Source organism: Stenotrophomonas sp. YJH_SMC_73 (assembly GCF_059370155.1).
In genome coordinates this window covers 270494-289281 of the sequence record NZ_JCAFTJ010000005.1, presented here as the reverse complement: position 1 = coordinate 289281, position 18788 = coordinate 270494, and the positions used below count along the sequence as shown (strand labels likewise).

Annotated in this window: 19 protein-coding genes; 9 read left to right on the top strand and 10 right to left on the bottom strand. The window is 67.0% G+C overall.

Translation table 11 applies throughout. From position 1 onward, the window contains the following. Positions 1–5: 5 nt before the first annotated feature. Positions 6–437, bottom strand: a complete 432-nt coding sequence (locus AC5P8R_RS10705) for a pyridoxamine 5'-phosphate oxidase family protein (protein WP_032961543.1) — start codon at positions 435–437, stop codon at positions 6–8. A gap of 285 nt (positions 438–722) precedes the next feature. Between AC5P8R_RS10705 and AC5P8R_RS10700 the strand changes: the two genes are divergently transcribed. Both AC5P8R_RS10700 and AC5P8R_RS10695 read left to right on the top strand, forming a co-directional pair. Then, positions 723–1160, top strand: a complete 438-nt coding sequence (locus tag AC5P8R_RS10700; RefSeq protein ID WP_049418964.1) for a hypothetical protein — start codon at positions 723–725, stop codon at positions 1158–1160. 36 nt (positions 1161–1196) lie between these two features. Continuing rightward, positions 1197–1703, top strand: coding sequence for a PaaI family thioesterase (locus tag AC5P8R_RS10695; RefSeq protein WP_046429424.1), 507 nt, complete (start codon positions 1197–1199; stop codon positions 1701–1703). A 9-nt stretch (positions 1704–1712) separates the two neighbouring features. Here the strand turns inward: AC5P8R_RS10695 and AC5P8R_RS10690 are convergent, their stop codons facing one another. From AC5P8R_RS10690 to AC5P8R_RS10675, 4 genes are all read right to left on the bottom strand, one after another. Beyond that, positions 1713–3455 (bottom strand): GGDEF domain-containing protein, encoded by a 1743-nt coding sequence (locus AC5P8R_RS10690; RefSeq protein WP_495223378.1) that lies wholly within the window; start codon positions 3453–3455, stop codon positions 1713–1715. A 164-nt stretch (positions 3456–3619) separates the two neighbouring features. Next, a complete protein-coding gene (locus tag AC5P8R_RS10685; protein WP_032961540.1) occupies positions 3620–4645 on the bottom strand; it encodes an AI-2E family transporter in 1026 nt (341 codons plus the stop codon). Between the two features lie 106 nt (positions 4646–4751). Then, positions 4752–5804 carry a sensor domain-containing diguanylate cyclase gene (locus AC5P8R_RS10680; RefSeq protein ID WP_014646308.1) on the bottom strand — a complete coding sequence of 351 codons (1053 nt, stop codon included), beginning with the start codon at positions 5802–5804 and terminating at the stop codon, positions 4752–4754. 144 nt (positions 5805–5948) lie between these two features. Continuing rightward, positions 5949–6956, bottom strand: a complete 1008-nt coding sequence (locus AC5P8R_RS10675; protein WP_046429416.1) for a LacI family DNA-binding transcriptional regulator — start codon at positions 6954–6956, stop codon at positions 5949–5951. A gap of 95 nt (positions 6957–7051) precedes the next feature. Here AC5P8R_RS10675 and AC5P8R_RS10670 point away from each other — a divergent pair, with 95 nt between their 5' ends. Genes AC5P8R_RS10670 through AC5P8R_RS10650 form a run of 5 tightly spaced genes read left to right on the top strand, consistent with a single transcriptional unit; the run spans position 7052 to position 11684 of the window. Further along, on the top strand, positions 7052–8104 hold the full coding sequence (locus AC5P8R_RS10670; protein WP_049441133.1) for a sugar phosphate isomerase/epimerase family protein: 1053 nt from the start codon (positions 7052–7054) through the stop codon (positions 8102–8104). 27 nt (positions 8105–8131) lie between these two features. Continuing rightward, positions 8132–9349 (top strand): nucleoside permease, encoded by a 1218-nt coding sequence (locus AC5P8R_RS10665; RefSeq protein ID WP_495223377.1) that lies wholly within the window; start codon positions 8132–8134, stop codon positions 9347–9349. Positions 9350–9361: 12 nt separating this feature from the next. Next, a complete protein-coding gene (locus tag AC5P8R_RS10660; protein WP_197621334.1) occupies positions 9362–10486 on the top strand; it encodes a Gfo/Idh/MocA family protein in 1125 nt (374 codons plus the stop codon). Between the two features lie 19 nt (positions 10487–10505). After that, positions 10506–11369 (top strand): sugar phosphate isomerase/epimerase family protein, encoded by an 864-nt coding sequence (locus AC5P8R_RS10655; RefSeq protein WP_014646303.1) that lies wholly within the window; start codon positions 10506–10508, stop codon positions 11367–11369. Positions 11370–11387: 18 nt separating this feature from the next. After that, positions 11388–11684, top strand: a complete 297-nt coding sequence (locus AC5P8R_RS10650) for a c-type cytochrome (protein ID WP_014646302.1) — start codon at positions 11388–11390, stop codon at positions 11682–11684. Positions 11685–11714: 30 nt separating this feature from the next. On the opposite strand, the gene AC5P8R_RS10645 is transcribed toward AC5P8R_RS10650, so the two are convergent. The 5 genes from AC5P8R_RS10645 to AC5P8R_RS10625 all read right to left on the bottom strand — a co-directional run bounded on the left by AC5P8R_RS10645 (position 11715) and on the right by AC5P8R_RS10625 (position 16430). Continuing rightward, the gene (locus AC5P8R_RS10645; RefSeq protein WP_046429464.1) at positions 11715–12473 is read right to left on the bottom strand and encodes a 3-keto-disaccharide hydrolase; all 759 of its coding nucleotides are present in this window, start codon (positions 12471–12473) and stop codon (positions 11715–11717) included. Continuing rightward, positions 12473–13048, bottom strand: a complete 576-nt coding sequence (locus AC5P8R_RS10640) for a gluconate 2-dehydrogenase subunit 3 family protein (protein WP_014646300.1) — start codon at positions 13046–13048, stop codon at positions 12473–12475. Before AC5P8R_RS10640 ends, AC5P8R_RS10645 begins: the two co-directional genes overlap by 1 nt. Then, a complete protein-coding gene (locus AC5P8R_RS10635) occupies positions 13048–14733 on the bottom strand; it encodes a GMC oxidoreductase (protein WP_046429409.1) in 1686 nt (561 codons plus the stop codon). The genes AC5P8R_RS10640 and AC5P8R_RS10635 overlap by 1 nt, the downstream gene beginning before the upstream one ends. A gap of 26 nt (positions 14734–14759) precedes the next feature. Further along, on the bottom strand, positions 14760–15656 hold the full coding sequence (locus AC5P8R_RS10630; protein WP_495223376.1) for a hydroxypyruvate isomerase family protein: 897 nt from the start codon (positions 15654–15656) through the stop codon (positions 14760–14762). Positions 15657–15857: 201 nt separating this feature from the next. Further along, complete coding sequence (locus AC5P8R_RS10625) at positions 15858–16430, bottom strand: single-stranded DNA-binding protein (RefSeq protein WP_043034165.1); 573 nt, start codon at positions 16428–16430, stop codon at positions 15858–15860. A gap of 292 nt (positions 16431–16722) precedes the next feature. On the opposite strand from AC5P8R_RS10625, the gene AC5P8R_RS10620 reads away from it, so the two are divergent. Together AC5P8R_RS10620 and AC5P8R_RS10615 are read left to right on the top strand one after the other, a co-directional pair. Beyond that, entirely contained in the window at positions 16723–17754 is a 1032-nt protein-coding gene (locus AC5P8R_RS10620) for a LacI family DNA-binding transcriptional regulator (protein WP_014646297.1), read from the top strand. A 130-nt stretch (positions 17755–17884) separates the two neighbouring features. Next, on the top strand, positions 17885–18787 hold the full coding sequence (locus AC5P8R_RS10615; protein WP_495223375.1) for an ABC transporter ATP-binding protein: 903 nt from the start codon (positions 17885–17887) through the stop codon (positions 18785–18787). Position 18788: the final 1 nt, after the last annotated feature.

Below are 18788 nucleotides of genomic sequence, written 5' to 3'. Positions count from 1 at the left end.
TCCGGTCAGATCACGATTTCGCCCTCGTCCTCGCCATCCCAGTAGTGGATGCGGCTGGCACGCACATGGATCAGTACCAGCCCCGGTGTATCCACGCCCTGTTCGAACCAGCGCTCCAGGTCCTTCACCCAGTGCTGGCTCATCGTGGCCCGGTCGCGCACCAGCACAGCCCTGCCCTGCACGTGCACGAACAGCGGCGGCTTGCCCAGCAGCGACTTGCTGCCGGAAAAACCCAGCGCAACGGCGGGGTCAGCTTCAATCTCGCGCACCATGTCGGTGTCTTCGGTGGTGAAGAACCAGCTGTCACCGTCATAGTCCACGTCGCCATTGTTGCTCATCGGACGGCCGGCAATCTCTCCACCGGCGTGGGTCTGCAGCAGGGTGAAATCAATGCCGGCCATTTTCCTGGCCAGTTCGGGCAGGGTGAGCTGGGTCATGGCGTCGTCCTTCATGGAATGGAATCCCAGCGTCTGCGCAGCGCGGTGACCTGGGCGTGGACGGGTAGTTGCGGCCTCTTCACAGGAAACGAGATAGAGCGCATGGCGCGTACGTGACGCATTCCTCACCACCACACTGGCGTTAACGGCAGATGGAGGAACGGCCCTGCAAGCCGCGACACGCCCCTAACGGCGTGCTGCCCCAGAATCGCGCAACCCCGTGGCGCGACCGGCATGGCTGCCGGTACAAACGCGGCCTCTCCTCCGCAACCGCATGGCCTCCACATGGACCTGTCCGCCTGGCTCGCGTTCGGCTGCTACCTGTTGGCGTTCTTCATTGTCTCCCTGTTTGCTGCGGCCTATCTGAAACGCTCCGACTTCATGCCCTACCACGGCCAGGCCGTGGACAGGCCGTGGGCACAGATCGACCCCCGCATGCAGGTGCTGCTGATGGCACTCATCCGCGTGGTCGGCGCTGCCTGGATCGCACTGGCCGGTGCCGGCGTGATGCTGGCCTGGTTGATCTTCTTCGGAGGTCACTTCGCACTGCCGCAGCTGCTGGCGTTCCAGCTGTTCTGCCTGGTCGCCACCCTGCCGCCGGTCCTGGTCGCTTCCGGCGTGCGGCGACGCACCGGTGCGCGTACACCGGTGCCCGCCGGCGCCGCGGTGGTGCTGCTGTCGGTCATCGGATTCGTGCTGGCCCTGTTGTCGCTACCGCAGTGAGTTCTTTTTCTCCCCTCTCCCCCGCGAGGCTCCACGATGAATCCCGAATCGATCTTCTACAGCGTGGTCAACGGTGATCTTCCACGCTCCCAGGCCGGCACCCTGCTCGGCTGGCGCTTCGTCGGTTACGACGATGCACTGCGCCGCATCCAGGTCGAGTTCGAGGCCGGGCCGGTGCTCACCAACCCGATGGGCAACGTGCAGGGCGGTTTCCTGTCAGCGATGCTGGACGACTGCATGGGGCCAGCGATCTACGCCACCCTGCCTGCCAACCGCATCGCGGTCACGGTCGAATCCAAGACCAGTTTCGTCAGCCCCGCACGGCCCGGGCGGATCATCGGCTGGGGCGAAGTCGAGCACAGCAAGGGCAGCATCGCCTTCACCCGCGGCTGGCTGACCGACCCGGCCGGCAAGGTGCTGGCCACTGCCAGCGCCACCTTCCGCGTGGGTGCGCTGCGCTGGCGTGGACTCTCGGTGCCGCGTCCCATCGCGCGCCGGATGATTGCGCGCACGCTGCGGCGCGTGCATGCGCAGATCGGCTGATGGGTGCCGTCAACGTGCGTTGCGGCCGCCGCCAGCCACGCGCACGCGGTCGCGGCCCTGCGCCTTGGCCTGGTACATGGCCGCGTCGGCGGCACGCAGCAGGGTGCGCCAGCCCAGCGCGTCGGTGCCGCCCTCGGCCACACCGAAGCTGGCGGTGACGCGCAGCACCTTGCCACCGACCAGGGCGATGTCCAGCCGCTGCAGCGCCACCCGCAGCGACTCGGCCATCTGGCGGCCACCGGCCAGATCCCCGTCGGCCAGCAACACGAGAAACTCCTCGCCACCATAGCGGGCAATGCTGTCGCTGCGGCGCAGGTGGCGCTGCAGCAGCTGCGCCACCCGCACCAGCACCTCGTCACCGGCGTCATGCCCGTGCCCATCGTTGATCGCCTTGAAGCGGTCCACGTCCAGCAGGATCACCACCGCGCTGTTGCCGCCGTCGGCATGACGCTGCTGCACCAACTCGTCCAGCGCGCGCCGGTTCAACAGCCCGGTCAGCTCATCGGTGCCGGCCAGCTGGCGCAGCTCGCTGGTCAATGCCGAGCGCTCGCGCGACTTCTCGCGCAGCACTTCGATGGCATCGAACAGGCGCTGCATCTCGGCCAGCGGGTGGGTCACATGCTGCTCCGGGCCGGGCGCTTCCGAGGCGATCTGGATGACCTGCTTCTGCGCCTGCAGCAGCGGCCGCAGGATCTGAAGATGCGCGATGCGCAGCGCCACGCCCAGCACCACCAGCGTGCCCAGCACCGTCGCCACCAGCACCACCAGGCGCGTCGCTTCGCGATTGCGGGTGCGTTCGAAACGGGCGATGGACACGCTCAGGTAGCCGTCCCGCAGCGCTTCCAGCGACCGCAGGGTCGGCACGTAGCGGGTGGTGAATTCGGCGGTGGTCCACGGCGGCGGCACGCCGCGCCGGCCATCCTCGATCAACTGTTCGATCATCGGCAGCGATTCGCCGAAGAACTGCCGGCGCGCCATGTCCCAATGCCAGGACAGCGCCGGATCACTGCGGAACACCGCTTCATGGCTGCCTGCCAGCCGCCACAGCTCCAGCAGGCGGCCTTCGGTCTGCAATGCCGCCCGCACCTGTTCGTCACGCCAGGCCCCCGGTACCGCCACCGGCGCCATCACGTTCGAGGCCAGGCGGCCGCCATGCTCGCGCAGGTCGATCAGTACCTGGCCCTGCATCGCCGGAATCGCCGCTTCGCGGTCGGCGCTGACCAGCACGTTGATCTGCGCCGAGGTCAGCACGTGCAGGCGATCAACCACGGCGAACATGCTGCTGATCGCGCGCTCCACGTCCTCCACCTGGCGCGCGCCATGCGGCTGTGCCGCCACCCGGTCCACCGCGGCCCGCGCCGATTGCAGGCGACGTTGCGCATCGGCCAGCAGCCCGTGTTCGTCGACCACGCCCGGGTCAGCGTTGAACACGGTGTCCAGGCGTTGCAGGGCGGTATCGACCCGCTTGCGCGCGACTGCCAGCTCCGCCGCCAGCCGGGCCTGTTCGCCCGCATCGGCCGTGTTGGCCCCGAGCAGGCTGTTGGCGGGGCCGCGCTCGGCCGACACCAGGTTGGCCAGGTCGAAGGTCTGCCGCAGCTGGCGCAGGCTGACCAGGTTGTCCTCGGCGGCAGTGAAGCGCAGCGTGCCCTGCACCAGCGCGATGGCCATCAATGGCAGCGTACAGACTACGAACAGCCCGGCCAGGATCCAGACCCAGGTCCGCAATCCGATGGGCGACGCCTTGCGGGCCATGCACATTTCCCCTGTAGTGCACAACACTGTAGCGGCCGCCTGCACAGGCGCCAAGCCGCTACCGGATCAATCGTTGCCATGGGTATACCGCGTCCGCCGCGAACGCACCGACAAAGGCCGCACGGGTTGTCGAATCGGGGCAAATTACGTCATGCCCCGCCGCGTCAGATCCAGCGCTGGTCGACCAGTTCGCGCTTCACGTAGGCATAGAACACCGGTGCGGCGACCAGGCCCGGCAGGCCGAAGGCCGCCTCCATCACCAGCATGGCCAGCAGCAGCTCCCAGGCACGCGCCTGGATCTCGCCACCGACGATGCGCGCGTTGAGGAAGTACTCCAGCTTGTGGATCACGATCAGGTACAGCAGCGCCGCCACCGCCACATAGAACGAGACCGACAGCGCGACGATGGCGATGATCGTGTTGGAAATGATGTTGCCCACCACCGGCAGCAGGCCGGCCAGGAAGGTGATCAGCACCAGGGTCTTGGACAGCGGCAGGTGCACGCCGAACAACGGCAGCACGCCCAGCAGGAAGATGGCGGTGAACACGGTGTTCAGCAGCGAGATCTTCACCTGCGCGAACACCACCTGGCGGAACGCGGTGGCCAGGCGGCTGGTGCGCCCGACCAGCTCCTGCGCCAGCGGGCCCATCTTCGGCAGCGGCAGTTCGTCATACAGCGCGATCATCGCGCCCAGCACCATACCGATCAGTACGCGTACACCGACCTGTACCACCGAGGTACCGGCCACGCCCAGCTGCCGCTGGTGCTCGGCAGCCCAGTCGTTCAGCGCCGCGCGCAACGCCGGCATGTCTTCGGGAATGTAGGGTTGCAGCAGCGCCGGCACCTGGTGCCGCGAAGTGTTGAGGATCTCCATCAGGCGCGCCAGCAATGCGTCCGGGCCGCCGGTCTCGTTGCGGAAGAACGAGGCCACGCCGATGCCGGCCAGTACCAGCCCGCTGATGATGATCGCCGACAGCACGATCACTGCGATCGCTCGTGCCCGCCCCGGCGGCAGCTTGCCCTCCACGGTGGAGGCCAGCACGTGCGTCAGCTGGAACACCAGCAGGCCGGACAGCAGGGTCACCACCAGGCCCAGCTTCAGCGCCAGCCACATGCCCAGCAGCATCATCAGCCACGCCGCGATCCTTGGAATGGGGGGCTTGGGCTGGGCAACGAGAGCGTCTTGCATGGGAGCGCGTCCGGGCGGGGTGGCCCATGGTAGAGGATTGGCGTGCCGATTCCGCGTGCAGGATGAACCGGCATTTCACCCTCGTTCGGCGGCGGCGGTGCCGCACTCACTCGCCGTAGCTGGCCGTGTTCTTGCCCTGCCGCTTGGCGTGGTACAGCGCGCGGTCGGCCAGTGCCAACCAGTCCTCGACACTGCCGCCACGCGGTGTGGCGGCAATGCCGATACTGACGCTGAACTCCACACCCGGCGTGGCCTGCTGCGCGGCCTCCAGCAGGTGCAGGCGCACCCGCTCGGCCACGTGCATCGCATCGACGGGTGCGCAGTCGCGCAGCAGCACCACGAACTCATCGCCCCCCAGCCGCGCGGGCGTATCACCGGGCCGGGCAAAGGTGCGCAATGTCGCCGCGATATGCCGCAGTACCTCGTCACCGGCGCGGTGGCCATGCGAGTCATTGATGCGCTTGAAATCATCCACATCGAGCATCAGCAGGCAGGCAAAACCGCCCTGGCCCTGTGCCCGGTCCAGCGCCTGCTGCGCACGCAGGATCAGGAAGCCACGGTTGGCCAGCTCGACCAGCGGGTCCATCCGGCTGAGCCGCTGCAGCTGACGGTTCTGCGATTTGACCCGGCGCGCCAGCTGCCAGCTGAGAATGCTGAGGCCGATGCCATACACGAACAGGAACGGGACACTCAGCACGATCGTGCGCTGCGAGGTGACCGGCTGGTAAGGGAAGCCGAGCAACCACCAGGTGAGTGCGAAGCCCAGCAGCAGGGCCAGCGTGGCGCGCATCGCCAGGCGCACGCCACCGGCGGCGATCTTGTCGGCCACCAGCAGCGCGGCGAACAGTGCGCTGGGCACCGCGCTCAACGCCATGAAGGCGATCCAGCCACCGCCGAAGAAGGAGTCGGCCACCATGCAACGGAACTGGACGACCGCCGGCTGGCGGGAGCGCTGGGTCAGCCGCAGTGCCAGTGCCGGCCACGCCAGCGCGTTGAGCAGCAGCAGGACCCAGGCCAGCCCGCCGTCATGGCGTTCAAGCATGATCGAAGCGATGGGGATCGCCCCCAGCCCATTGCCGACGAAACGCATCCAGCCGATGCGACGTGCCGCGCCAATGCCTTCGACCGCGCCTTCCGCCGAATCGGTGAAGAATGGCATTGCCGACCCCCTTGCGCGATCGCACCTGGTGCTACGGCCCTTGCCGGGCTGCCTGCGATGAGTCTGACAGCTTTGCGTCAATTCGGGATCAAGGTTGCGCGATATCGCGCGGGCCGCTGCCGCTGCCCCTCCCGCTCCCCGTGGTTACCCGGGGCGGGGCGCAGCCGTCGAGCCACGCAGCTTGAAGCTGAACTCCAGCGTCTGCTGAAGCGGCACATCGACGTGCTCGATGATGGCGAGCAGCAGGTTGACCGCACGCTCGCCAATCTCCCGCATCGGCTGCCGGATGGTCGTCAGCGGGGGCGTGAGGTAGCGGGAGGACGCCAGATCATCGAAGCCGACCACGGACAGCTCGTCCGGCACGCGGATGCCCAGGTCCCGGCAAGCGGCCAGTGTACCCAGTGCCATCTGGTCACTGAAGCAGAACACCGCGGTCGGCGCGGCCGTGCCATCCAGCAGCGCCATCGCCGCTGCATGGCCGGATTCCACGGAAAAGTCACCCGGCACGATGCTCAGCTGGCGCAGGCGGCCACGCGCCTTGCCGGCCGCGCGGACCCCTTCCAGCCGTTGCTGGTGCAGGGGGTTGTCAGGCGGCCCGCCGACCACCGCAATCCGTTCGTGTCCCAGCCCGTACAGATGCTCCATCACCGCGCGTGCGGCGGCGGCGTTGTCGATGTGGACGCTGGGGATGCCCAGCGCGGGGTCGAACTCGCAGCCGTTGACCACCGGTGCGGCGGCGCCGCGCTGCTCGACGATCTCGCGCGCGGTCGGTGGCAGGCGATGGCCCAGCACGATCATGCCGTCGGCCTCGTTGCGCCGGAGCATCTGCGCGTAGCGCTCCTCACGATCGGGTTGATGCTGGGTATCGCCCAGCAGGACCGCATAGCCCACCGCCTGCGCGGCCTCCTCCGCCCCCTGCAGGATCTGCGCGAAGAACGGATTGGCGATGTCCGGGACGGTGACGAGGATCTTGCCGCTGCGCTGGGTCTTGAGCGTGCGCGCCACCGTGTTGGGCACATAGCCCAGTGCGGCGGCGGCCTGCTCGATGCGCGCGCGGGTGGCCGGCAGCACCTTGTCCGGCCGGGAAAGCGCGCGCGACACCGTACCGGCGGACACGCCGACGTGTTTTGCGATGTCGTAGATGGTGGCCATGGCGTTAGTCCTCCTGCCCGCTGTGCACTGCACAACAGGTCCTGCGTAAGCCCCTGCTAGGATAATGCAATCGATTGCATCGAGGGCGAATCACGTTGAAGACGCTCAAGGGTCCAGCGCTGTTCCTGGCGCAGTTCATCGGCGACACAGCTCCTTTTGATCGGCTGGACACGCTGGCCGGATGGGCCGCGGGTCTGGGCTATTCTGGCGTACAAGTCCCCACCTCCGCGCCCCACCTGTTCGACCTGGCGGAGGCGGCGCGCAGCCAGGCGTACTGCGACGACATTGCCGGCATGCTGGCCGGGCACGGCCTGCAGATCACCGAACTGTCGACCCACCTGCAGGGGCAGTTGGTTGCCGTCCATCCTGCCTACGACAGCCTGTTCGACGGATTCGCGCCACCGGACAAGCGCGGCAACCCGGCCGCCCGCCAGGCCTGGGCGGTGGAGCAGCTGCGGCTGGCGGCGCAGGCCAGCCAGCGCCTGGGGCTGACCGCGCATGCCACGTTCTCCGGTGCATTGGCCTGGCCCTACTTCTACCCCTGGCCGCAGCGCCCGCCGGGACTGGTGGAAGAAGCCTTCGCCGAACTCGGCCGTCGCTGGCGCCCGATCCTGGATGCGTTCGATGCCTGCGGCGTTGACCTGTGCTTCGAGATCCACCCGGGCGAGGACCTGCACGATGGTGCAACCTTCGAGCGCTTCCTCGATGAGGTCGACCACCATCCCCGCGCGAAGATCCTGTACGACCCCAGCCACCTGCTGCTGCAGCAGATGGATTACCTCGGTTTCATCGACCGCTACCACGCGCGCATCGGCATCTTCCACGTCAAGGACGCGGAACATCGCCCCAGCGCAAGCAGCGGCGTGTACGGCGGCTACCAGGACTGGATCGACCGTCCGGGCCGGTTCCGTTCACCCGGTGACGGCCAGATCGACTTCAAGGCGATCTTCTCGAAGTTCGCGCAGTACGACTTCCCCGGCTGGGCGGTACTGGAATGGGAGTGCTGCCTGAAGCACCCGGAAGACGGCGCGCGCGAGGGTGCCGCCTTCATCCGCGACCACCTCATCCGCGTGACCGAACGCGCCTTCGATGACTTCGCCGACAGTGGCACCGACGCCGCATCACTGCACCGCATGCTGGGAATCTGAGCCAAGACCGCCCCGGGAGGGCAAGCCATGACGCACGCCATGTCGCGCCTGGGCGCGATGATGTTTCTGCAGTTCTTCATCTGGGGGGCGTGGTTCGTCACCCTGGGCACCTACCTGGTGCAGGGCCCGCTGCAGGCCAGCGCGAGCCAGGTGGCGACCGCGTTCCTCAGCCAGTCGATCGGTGCCATCGTGGCGCCGTTCCTGGTCGGGCTGATCGCGGATCGCTACTTCGCGGCGCAGCGCATTCTTGCGGTACTGCATCTGGCCGGTGCCGCGCTGATGTGGCTGGCGTCCACGGCAACCAGCTTCAGCATGTTCTCTGCGTGCGTCATGGGCTACATGTTGCTGTTCATGCCGACCCTGGCACTGGCCAACAGCGTGGCCATGCGGCACATGCAATCACCCGAGAAGCAGTTCCCGCTGGTCCGCGTGGCCGGCAGCATCGGCTGGATCGTGGCGGGCGTGCTGATCGGCTGGCTGGGCTGGGAACAGGCGCATCGGCTTGAGCTGACGTTCCGGATGGCGGCGGCGGCGTCGCTGGTGCTCGGGCTGTATGCGTTCACCCTGCCGCACACACCGCCACTGGCGCAGCAGCGCGAGGCCGGGCTGGGGCAGATCCTGGGGCTGGATTCGCTGCGGCTGCTGAAGTCGCGCGCCTACCTGGTGTTCTTCCTGGCCTCCATCGCCATCTGCATCCCGCTGTCGTTCTACTACAACTTCACCAATCCCTATCTCAACGACCTCGGCGTGCGCGGCGCGGCGGGCCTGCAGTCGCTGGGCCAGGTTTCCGAAGTGCTGCTGATGCTGGCCATGCCGTTCCTGTTCGTTCGGCTGGGGGTGAAAACCATGCTGGCGGTCGGCATGGCCGCCTGGGTGGTGCGCTACGCGCTGTTCGCCTTCGGCGATGCAGGTGGCGGCTTCCCGCTGCTGGTGATCGGCATCGTGCTGCACGGCATCTGCTACGACTTCTTCTTCGTCACCGGCCAGATCTACACCGATGCACATGCCGGCCCTGCCGCGCGCAGCAGCGCACAGGGGTTCATCACCCTGGCCACCTATGGCGTGGGCATGTTGATCGGCACCTTCCTGTCCGGCGCGGTGGTGGAGCACTTCACCACCGAGGCCGGTCCCGACTGGCAGCAGATCTGGCTGTTCCCGGCCGCTGTTGCGCTGGTGGTGCTGGTCGCCTTCCTGCTGCTGTTCCGCGACCGGCCGGCGGCTGCGGCCGCGGCCTCCACACCCTGAGGATCCCCGTCGATGCCCAAGCTTGGAATCGCCATCGTCGGCACCGGCATGATCGGCGCCGTGCACCGCCGCGCGGCCTTGCTCGCCGGCGCCGAGGTACGCGGCGTGGCCGCCTCGTCACCGCAGCGCGCGCATGAGGCAGCGCACTCCTGGAATGTCCCGCGCGCCTACCTGGATATCGAGGAGGTGATCGCCGATCCGCAGGTACAGGTGGTGCACGTGTGCACGCCCAACCATCTGCACCGCGCCATGGCACAGGCTGCGCTGGAAGCCGGCAAGCACGTGATCTGCGAGAAGCCGCTGGCGACGACGCTGGACGATGCGCAGGCGCTGGCGATACTGGCCGCCTCGACCGGATTGGTTGCCACCGTCCCCTTCGTCTACCGCTACCACCCGGTGGTGCGCGAGGCGCGTGCACGCATCGCCCAGGGTGACCTGGGGCCGCTGCACCTGATCCATGGCAGTTACCTGCAGGATTGGCTGCTGGACCCGGCCAGCAACAACTGGCGCGTGGACCCGGCGCTGGGCGGCACCTCGCGCGTGTTCGCCGACATTGGTTCGCACTGGTGCGACCTGGTCGAATGGGTCAGTGGCGAGCGCTTCACCGAAGTGAACGCGGCGTTTGCCACGGTGATCGCCGAACGCAGCGCCGTCACCGGCCAGAGCTTCAGCACACCGGCAGCGAACGGCGCGACGCAGGCGGTCGCGAGCGAGGACGTGGCAACGGCGATGTTCAGGACCGGCGCCGGTACGCTGGCGTCGTTGACGGTGAGCCAGGTTTCGGCCGGACGCCGCAACCGCCTCTGGTTCGAGATCGACGGCGCCAACGCCAGCATCGCCTTCGACCAGGAGGACGCCGAGCGGCTGTGGATCGGCCTGCCCGACCAGCGCGAGGAAATCTTCGTGCGCGGGCCCGGCGCGGGCACTGCCGAACAGCGCCGGCTGTCGGTGCTGCCGGCCGGGCACGCGCAGGGCTACGCCCAGTGCTTCGAGGCGTTTGTCGCCGACACCTATCGCGCCATCGACGGCGAGCAACCGGACGGCCTGCCCACCTTCGAGGACGGCATGCGTTCGGCGCGGATCGTTGATCGTGTCATTGCATCGGCCAGGTCACGCGCCTGGACCACCATCGGTTGAATCCCGGGAGGATCTGTTGATGAAAGCCCTTGTCCGTCGAAGTGCAAGCCTCGTCCTGCTGCTCGCGGCGCTGCCCGCCTTCGCAGTCGAAGCCGCCAGCGCGCAGAAGCCGATCGCGGTGCAGATGTACACCCTGCGCAATGCCGGCTCGCTCGAGCAACAGTTGAAGATCGTCCACGATGCCGGTGTGCACGCGGTGGAAACCGTCGGCACGCAGAACGTCAGTGCCGCGGAACTGAAGCAGCTGCTGGACCGATATTCGATCAAGGCCATTTCATCGCATGTGCCGCTGGCCGAGCTGCGCAGCAACCTGGATGGGGTGGTGACCTTCAACCGGTCGATCGGCAACACCACGCTGGTGGTGCCGTACCTGGACAGGAAGGAACGCCCGAGAGATGCCGCCGGCTGGACCGCCCTGGGACAGGAACTGGGCCGGATCGCGAAACAGGTGCGCGGCAAGGGCATGCGCCTGGCCTATCACAACCACGACTTCGAGCTGGTCGACTTCGATGGCAGGACCGGGCTGGAACTGCTGTTCGCCGCCGCCGGCCCCGACCTGCAGACCGAGCTGGACCTGGCCTGGGTCGCGCGTGCGGGCCTGGACCCGGCGGTGATGCTGGGAAAGTTCCGCGGCCACGTATTCGCGGTACACGCCAAGGACAATGCGCCCAAGGGCCAGGCCGAAGACGAGGGCGGATTCGCTGCGGTCGGCCAGGGCGTACTGGACTGGAACGCGATCCTGCCTGCCGCGGCGGTCGCCGGCGTGCATTGGTACATCATCGAACACGACCAGCCACGCGAGCCGGCCAAGGTCGTCCAGGCCGGCGCCGACTATCTGCGTGAACACCTGACCACCAATACGCCTGCCCGTGCGCGGCGCTGACGCATCAAGGAGCCCCACATGAAAATGATCCTGGCAATGGCGGTGGCCCTGAGCGGCATGAGTGTTGCGACAGCCGCCTGGTGCAAGGGCGACCCGGCTGCGGGAGCAAAGCTCTACACCGCGAACTGCGTGGCCTGCCACGGCGCCGATCGCGCGGGCATGCCGGGCGCGTTCCCGGCACTCACCGACATCGGCAAGCGCATGGCACCTGCACAGATCAAGGAAAAGATCAGCAAGGGCGGCGGCCTGATGCCGCCCTTCTCCCAGCTGTCACAGCAGGAGATCGACGATATCGCCAGCTACCTGGCGAAGTAAGCGGCCGGCGACCACGCCGGCCGTGTGCGGCTACAGCTCGCGCACCCAGATGTTGCGGTAACTGACCCTGGAGTCATGCTCCTGCAGATAGAGCGGCGCACACGCATGGGGCGAATACGAGGGCGCCCCGATGTACTCGGTCTTGCCTGCCAGCACGGTGTCATCCTGCACCAGCACGCCGTTGTGCAGCACCGTGATGCGCGCGGGCGACACAAGCCCACCGCCCACCGAGAAGCGCGGTGCCTTCCAGATGATGTCGTAGGCCTGCCACTGGCCCGGCGCGCGCGAGGCATTCACCCGCGGCATGGCCTGCTTGTAGATGGAGCCCGCCTGGCCATTGGCATAGGTCGGGTTGTTGTAGCTGTCGAGCACCTGCAGTTCATACAGTTCCTGCAGGAAGATCCCGCTGTTGCCCCGGTTCTGGCCGTCGAAGCCCTTCGTGTCAGTGGGCGTGCGCCACTCCACATGCAGCTGGACATCGCAGAAGCGTTGCCGGGTGCGGATGCCCTTGCTGCCCGGAACGACGGTCATGGCGCCCCCGGCAACCTTCCAGGGCACGCGTCCGCCCTGCTCCGATTCCCACGCGGAGACATCCTTGCCATCGAACAGCACGATCGCGTCGGAGGGGGCCTTGCCTGGCGGCGTGGCCACGACAGCGGGCACGGGGGTCCACACTTCGGTCTTCTTCGGGTCGCGCGCAGCGTCGGCACTGTCCTGCGCGAATGCAGATGCAGCGGCCAGCAGGCCAACAGTGATCAACGCAGGGCGGATCATCAGGGTGGTGTCCATCAGCTGGTCCCCCACGCGGGCGTACCGGGGACATAGGCGAGGTCGCCGTCGTAGCGGCCGGGCACCGCGACGTACTGCAGCACGCCGGTCGCCCCGACCTTGGAGGTGAAGAAGCCGAAGATGGCCAGCTGCTTGATCATCGTGAAGTAATGCGGCATCGCCTCGCCCTCTTCAGGCGTACCGGTCTCGGTCACGTCGGCAGAGCGCGCCTTGGCTTCGGCGTCCAGCGTTCGCAGCAACTGGGTGCGGGCTTCCGGCGCAAGCGCCACAAACCGGCCGCCGGCGCGCTTGTCGATATCGACCAGGCCTGCCCGGAACGTTGCCTGCTGCCGGGCGGTGTAGCAATCGCTGACGAAGGTCGCCATGAACAGGCCGGCGCCGGCATCCTTCGCCCCTGGCGTCCGGGTCCGCGGCAGGATGGTCTCGGCGATCTCGTCCAGCGTGCCGATGTCGGCATCGGAGAACAGGGTCTTCACCGGTGCCGCAGCGGCGTTTCCCTGCGCGAGCGCAGGCAGGCCGACCATGGCCGCGCCGGTGGCGGCAACGATCATCTTCAACAGTTCGCGGCGATCCATCAGAGGTTCCCCGCTTTCAGTTCGCGTACCGCGTGGTCGGCCGCGCGCGCGGTCAGCGCCATATAGGTCAGCGAAGGATTCACGCAGGCGCTGGAGGTCATGCAGGCACCGTCGGTCACATAGACGTTGGGCGCATCCCAGACCTGGTTGTGCGCGTTCAATACCGAGCTCTTCCGGTCACGTCCCATGCGTGCCGTCCCCATCTCGTGGATGCCCTTGCCCGGGGCATAGTCGTGGTCGTGCATCTTCACGTCCTTGACGCCAGCCGCCTCCAGCATCTCGGCAGCATCGGCGGCCATGTCCTTGCGCATCGCCAGTTCGTTGGCGCGCATGGACACGTCCATCGCCAGCACCGGCAGCCCCCATTTGTCCTTGCGGTCGTGGTCCAGGCGGATCGTATTGTCGTGGTGCGGCAGCATTTCACCGAACCCGGTCATGCCGATGCGCCAGTCGCCCGGTACGGTCAGCGCCTCCTTCAGGTCGGCACCGATGTTCAGCTCGGCGATCTCGCGCGACCAGCCGGTGCGGCTGGCACCGCCCTGGTAACCGAACCCGCGCAGGTAGCCGCGCTTGTCGGCCGCGACGTTGCGGAAGCGCGGAATGTAGAAACCGCACGGACGGCGGCCGAAGTAGTACTTGTCTTCGTAGCCCTCGACCCGGCCCGAGGCGCCCGCACCGAAATGATGGTCCATCACGTTGTGCCCCAGCTCGCCCGACGAAGAACCCAGTCCCCCCTCCCACACATCGGTCGCCGAGTTCATCAGCAGCCAGGTCGAATTGAACGACGATGCATTGAGGAAGATGACCTTGGCGGTGTACTGGTAGGTCTGCCCGGTCTCGGCATCGATCACCTCCACGCCGCGCGCACGCTTGCGATCCTTGTCGTAGAGCACTTCCTTGACGATCGAGAACGGCCGCAAGGTCAGGTTGCCGGTCTTCATCGCCGCCGGCAGCGTCGCCGCCTGGGTCGAGAAATAGGCACCGAAGGGACAGCCCAGGATGCACTTGTTGCGGTACTGGCAGTTGACGCGCCCCTGCTCGGGCATCGGCTGGGTGATGTTGGCGGTGCGCGAGTGGATCATGTGCCGCGTTCCGCCAAAGGCCTTCTTGATCCGCGCGGCCACGTCCTTCTCGACGATGTTCAACGGGATCGGCGGCAGGAACTCGCCGTCCGGCAGCACGTCCAGTCCTTCGCGCGTGCCGGCGATGCCGGCGAACCTCTCTACATGGTCGTACCACGGCGCGATGTCGGCATAGCGGATCGGCCAGTCGGTGGCGATGCCATCCTTGAGGTTCGCTTCGAAGTCCAGGTCGGAAAACCGATAGCTCTGCCGGCCCCACATCAGCGAGCGCCCGCCTACGTGGTAGCCACGGAACCAGTCGAAGCGCTTGGTTTCGATGTAGGGTGAGTCCTGCTCGTTGGCCCACATTCCTTCCAGGTTCTCGGCCAGGCCGTAGTCGCGCATCAGCACCGGGAAGGCGGCCTTCATCGCCTGCGTCGGCCGGTTGCGATGCGGGAAGTCCCACGCTTCCTTCATCGCATTGACGTAGTCCTTGACGTGCTCGATGTTGCGCCCGCGTTCCAGCATCAGGACCTTCAGGCCCTTCTCGGTCAGCTCCTTCGCTGCCCAACCGCCACTGATTCCCGAGCCAACAACAATGGCGTCGTAGTGATTATCTGCCATGGTCTCTCACCTGGGTGGATATCGTTTCAGACGTCGCAGAGGCGGATCGCCTCGCGCAATGAGGCAACGGGATCGGGCGCTGCAGGCGTGAATTCCTGCGCCAGATACCCCTTGAAACCGGTGTCGCGGATCGCGCGACAGATGGCCGGATAGTGGAGCTCCTGCTGGTCTCCTATCTCGTTCCGGCCCGGCACGCCTGCAGTGTGGTAATGCTTGAAGCAGGCGTGATGCTTGCCGATGGTGGCGATGATGTCGCCCTCCATGATCTGCATGTGGTAGATGTCGTAGAGCAGACCGAAATTGTCCGAGCCGAGCCGCTGGCACAGCTCCACGCCCCAGGCGGAGTGATCGCACAGGTAGTCGTGGTGATCGACCCTGGAGTTCAGCAGCTCCATCACCAGCACCACGCCGCGCTTCTCGGCATGCCCGAGGATGCGCTTGAGGCCGGCTTCGGCATTGGCCATGCCGTCATGGGGGTCCATGCCATTGCGGTTGCCGGAGAAGCAGATGAGGTTGCGGTAACCGGCATCGGCGACCAGGTCGATGTGCCGCGTGTAGCGCTCCACCAGCGGGTCGTGGAATTCGCGGCCGGCAAAGCCCTTGGTCAGGCCCAGCTCCGCGCCATTGCACATCGAGCTGTAGACACCATTTGCCTTCAGCGTGGGCCAGTCTTCCGGGCCGACCAGGTCGATGGCGGCGAAGCCGATGTCCTTCACCGTCGTGCAGAGCTGGGCGACCGACAGCTGCGGGAAGGTCCAGCGTGCCACGGAGTGCTTCAGGTTGCCCTTCAGCGGTGCAGTGGCGGCGAATGCAGGCAACGCTCCCGCAATACCCAGGGCTACGCCTCCCGCAACCGCCATGCGCAGCGCATCACGCCGCGTGAGCCCCATCGCCGGGGCCGGTCTGATCGAATGGATGGACATCCACCTACCGGCCTCCCAACCGGTATCAAACGCAACGATTCACAGCAATGCAATCGATTGCACCATAGGGGAGGAAATTGGATGCTTGCAAGTTGCGGTGCACGAAAATTGATGCTGCGAAGCACAACTCCGAAGGAATCGCGGACAAAGAAAAGCCCCGCATGAGCGGGGCTTTCTTTTCTGCTGCAGGCGAGCGTCCGATTAGAACGGAATATCGTCGTCAGCGAAGTCGTCCATCGGCGGCGCCTGCTGCGGCTGCGGGCGCTGGTTGCCGCCCTGGTTGCCGTAACCCCCGCCCTGGTTGCCGCCCTGGTTGCCATAGCCACCGCCCTGGCCGCCACGCTGGCCACCGCCGCCACCGCCATACTCCTGGCGCGGCGCCTGCTGGCGCTGCGGACGATCGCCGCCGTAGTTGCCACCACCACCGCCACCGCCTTCACCGCGGCCGCCCAGCATCTGCATTTCATCGGCGATGATGTCGGTGGAGTACTTCTCCACGCCGTCCTGGCCGGTGTACTTGTCGTAGCGCAGGCTGCCTTCGACGTAGACCGAGCTGCCCTTGCGCAGGTACTCGCCGGCGATCTCGCCGAGCTTGCCGAAGAACACCACGCGGTGCCATTCGGTGCGCTCCTGCTGGTTGCCATCCTTGTCCTTGCGGACGCTGGTGGTGGCCAGGCTGATGCGGGTGATCGCCATGCCGCCCTGGGTGTACTTCACGTCCGGGTCGTTGCCGAGATTGCCGACCAGGATGACTTTGTTGATGCCGCGCGCCATAGGTACCTTCGTCCGTTGTCCAGGGGCAGACCGCCAGTGATAGCACAGCCCCGGCCGGGGGTGCAGTACGCTGGGCCGCCCCTGTTGAAATTTGGGGGAATGCGAGAACGACGCATCTTACCATTGCCGCCGCCATCCGCCCGGTCAGGAGACCCCGACCACACCGAAGGATCACGCTGATTTCCTTGTCCGGCAATGACTTACCTGTGCCCAGGCCGACGTTAAGAGGGGCATTCGCGTCTGCGCATGGCATCATGCCCGGGCACCTCCCACATGCCCGCTCCGCCCACACATGACGATCAAAGGCAAAGCCACCTCCCTGGACATCGCCCACCTGGCCGGGGTCTCCCAGCCGACCGTGTCGCGGGCCCTGCGTGGCAGCCCGATGGTCAACGCCGAGACCCGTGAGCGCATCCTGCGCATTGCCCGCGAGCTGAACTACAAGGTCGACAAGAATGCCTCCAGCCTGCGCCTGCGCAATGCCGGCACGCTGGCCCTGCTGTTCTTCGAGGACCCGACCAACGACGACTCGCTGATCAACCCGTTCTTCCATTCGATGCTGGGCTCGATCACCCGCGCCTGCGCCCTGCACGGGCAGGACCTGCTGGTCTCGTTCCAGCAGCTGTCCACCGACTGGCAGGCCGATTACGAGGACAGCAACAAGGCCGACGGCATCATCCTGCTCGGCTACGGCGACTATCACGAATCGCGCGACCGCCTGCAGCGGCTGGTCGAACAGGGCACGCACTTCGTGCGCTGGGGCGCCGCCCTGCCCGGCCAGCCCGGTGTCTCGATCGGCAGCGACAACTTCCAGGGCGGGCATGACATCACCACCCACCTGCTGCAGCAGGGCTGCCGCCGCATCGCCTTCCTCGGCCATGCCTCCAGCCACTACCCCGAATTCCAGGAGCGCTACCGCGGCCACGTCGCGGCCCTGCAGGACCACGGCCTGGCCGCCGAACCGGCGCTGCAGCACGATGCGATCACCACTGAAGCCTCCGGCCAGGAAGCCTGCCAGGCCCTGTTGGCGCGCGGCGAGCCGATCGATGCGATCTGCGCGGCCAGCGACCTGATCGCCATCGGTGCGATGCGCGCCCTGCGCGAGGCCGGGCTGCGGGTGCCGCAGGACGTGGCGGTGACCGGCTTCGACGACATCCCGCTGGCCGCTTCGGTATCCCCCGCGCTGACCACGGTGCAGCAGGACACCAAGCAGGCCGGCCAGCTGCTGGTGGAACGCCTGCTGGCGCTGATCGGCCGGCAGCCGGTGGACAGCCAGAGCATCCCGGTGAAGCTGGTGGTGCGGGAATCGTCGCTGCGCGGGTAGGCCCCCACAGGGCCGGCGCGCTGGCCAACGCACGACGGCGGGATTCTCCCCCCATGACCAACGGCGGATGCGCACGGAGGCGGTTGCGCGGATAACGCGCAGACATTGCCCATGGAAAGGTGTACGTCGCATGCTGAAGATCGATTCGCTGTCCAAGACGTACGCCAACGGCGTGCATGCCCTCAACAACGTCACCCTGGACATCCCGCGGGGCATGTTCGGCCTGCTCGGCCCGAACGGCGCCGGCAAGTCCTCGCTGATGCGCACGCTGTCCACCCTGCAGGAGGCCGACAGCGGTACGGTGACGCTCAGCATTCCGGGTGAGGCGTCGATCGACGTGCTGCGCGACAAGGACGCCGTGCGCCGTCGGCTGGGCTATCTGCCGCAGGATTTTGGCGTGTACCCGAAAGTCAGCGCGCTGGACCTGCTGGAGCATTTCGCGGTGCTCAAGGGCCTGACCCAGCGTGCGCAGCGCCGCGAGGTGGTCGATGGGCTGCTGCAGCAGGTGAACCTGTGGGATGCCCGCAAGCGCAAGCTGGGCACCTACTCCGGCGGCATGCGCCAGCGCTTCGGCATTGCCCAGGCGCTGCTGGGCGACCCGCGGCTGGTGATCGTCGACGAGCCCACCGCCGGCCTCGACCCGGAGGAACGCAACCGCTTCCTCAACCTGCTGGCGGCGATCGGCGAGAACGTAGCGGTGATCCTGTCCACCCACATCGTCGAGGACGTGACCGACCTGTGCCCGACGATGGCGATCATGAACAAGGGCCAGGTGCTGCTGACCGGCCGCCCCAGCGAAGCGATCAACGCCCTGCAGCACCAGGTCTGGCGCAAGCAGGTCGATCCTTCGGAGCTGGCCGACCATGAAGCGCGCTACGTGGTGCTGTCGACCCGTCTGGTCGGTGGCCGCCCGGTGATCCATGTGCACAGCGCCAACGACCCCGGCGACGGCTTTGCGGCCGTGGCTCCCGACCTCGAAGACGTGTACTTCCAGCGCCTGCGCCTGCAGGCCCGTGCTCGCGCGGCAGCCTGAG

Excerpts from the sequence above, each read along its gene's own strand:
- AC5P8R_RS10690 (WP_495223378.1), bottom strand. The coding sequence starts at position 3,455 with ATGGCCCGCAAGGCGTCGCCCATCGGATTGCGGACCTGGGTCTGGATC.
- AC5P8R_RS10645 (WP_046429464.1), bottom strand. The coding sequence starts at position 12,473 with ATGGACACCACCCTGATGATCCGCCCTGCGTTGATCACTGTTGGCCTG.
- AC5P8R_RS10615 (WP_495223375.1), top strand. The coding sequence starts at position 17,885 with ATGCTGAAGATCGATTCGCTGTCCAAGACGTACGCCAACGGCGTGCAT.
- AC5P8R_RS10705 (WP_032961543.1), bottom strand. The coding sequence starts at position 437 with ATGACCCAGCTCACCCTGCCCGAACTGGCCAGGAAAATGGCCGGCATT.
- AC5P8R_RS10620 (WP_014646297.1), top strand. The coding sequence starts at position 16,723 with ATGACGATCAAAGGCAAAGCCACCTCCCTGGACATCGCCCACCTGGCC.
- AC5P8R_RS10695 (WP_046429424.1), top strand. The coding sequence starts at position 1,197 with ATGAATCCCGAATCGATCTTCTACAGCGTGGTCAACGGTGATCTTCCA.
- AC5P8R_RS10655 (WP_014646303.1), top strand. The coding sequence starts at position 10,506 with ATGAAAGCCCTTGTCCGTCGAAGTGCAAGCCTCGTCCTGCTGCTCGCG.
- AC5P8R_RS10700 (WP_049418964.1), top strand. The coding sequence starts at position 723 with ATGGACCTGTCCGCCTGGCTCGCGTTCGGCTGCTACCTGTTGGCGTTC.
- AC5P8R_RS10625 (WP_043034165.1), bottom strand. The coding sequence starts at position 16,430 with ATGGCGCGCGGCATCAACAAAGTCATCCTGGTCGGCAATCTCGGCAAC.
- AC5P8R_RS10635 (WP_046429409.1), bottom strand. The coding sequence starts at position 14,733 with ATGGCAGATAATCACTACGACGCCATTGTTGTTGGCTCGGGAATCAGT.
- AC5P8R_RS10650 (WP_014646302.1), top strand. The coding sequence starts at position 11,388 with ATGAAAATGATCCTGGCAATGGCGGTGGCCCTGAGCGGCATGAGTGTT.
- AC5P8R_RS10660 (WP_197621334.1), top strand. The coding sequence starts at position 9,362 with ATGCCCAAGCTTGGAATCGCCATCGTCGGCACCGGCATGATCGGCGCC.
- AC5P8R_RS10675 (WP_046429416.1), bottom strand. The coding sequence starts at position 6,956 with ATGGCCACCATCTACGACATCGCAAAACACGTCGGCGTGTCCGCCGGT.
- AC5P8R_RS10630 (WP_495223376.1), bottom strand. The coding sequence starts at position 15,656 with ATGTCCATCCATTCGATCAGACCGGCCCCGGCGATGGGGCTCACGCGG.
- AC5P8R_RS10640 (WP_014646300.1), bottom strand. The coding sequence starts at position 13,048 with ATGGATCGCCGCGAACTGTTGAAGATGATCGTTGCCGCCACCGGCGCG.
- AC5P8R_RS10685 (WP_032961540.1), bottom strand. The coding sequence starts at position 4,645 with ATGCAAGACGCTCTCGTTGCCCAGCCCAAGCCCCCCATTCCAAGGATC.
- AC5P8R_RS10665 (WP_495223377.1), top strand. The coding sequence starts at position 8,132 with ATGACGCACGCCATGTCGCGCCTGGGCGCGATGATGTTTCTGCAGTTC.
- AC5P8R_RS10680 (WP_014646308.1), bottom strand. The coding sequence starts at position 5,804 with ATGCCATTCTTCACCGATTCGGCGGAAGGCGCGGTCGAAGGCATTGGC.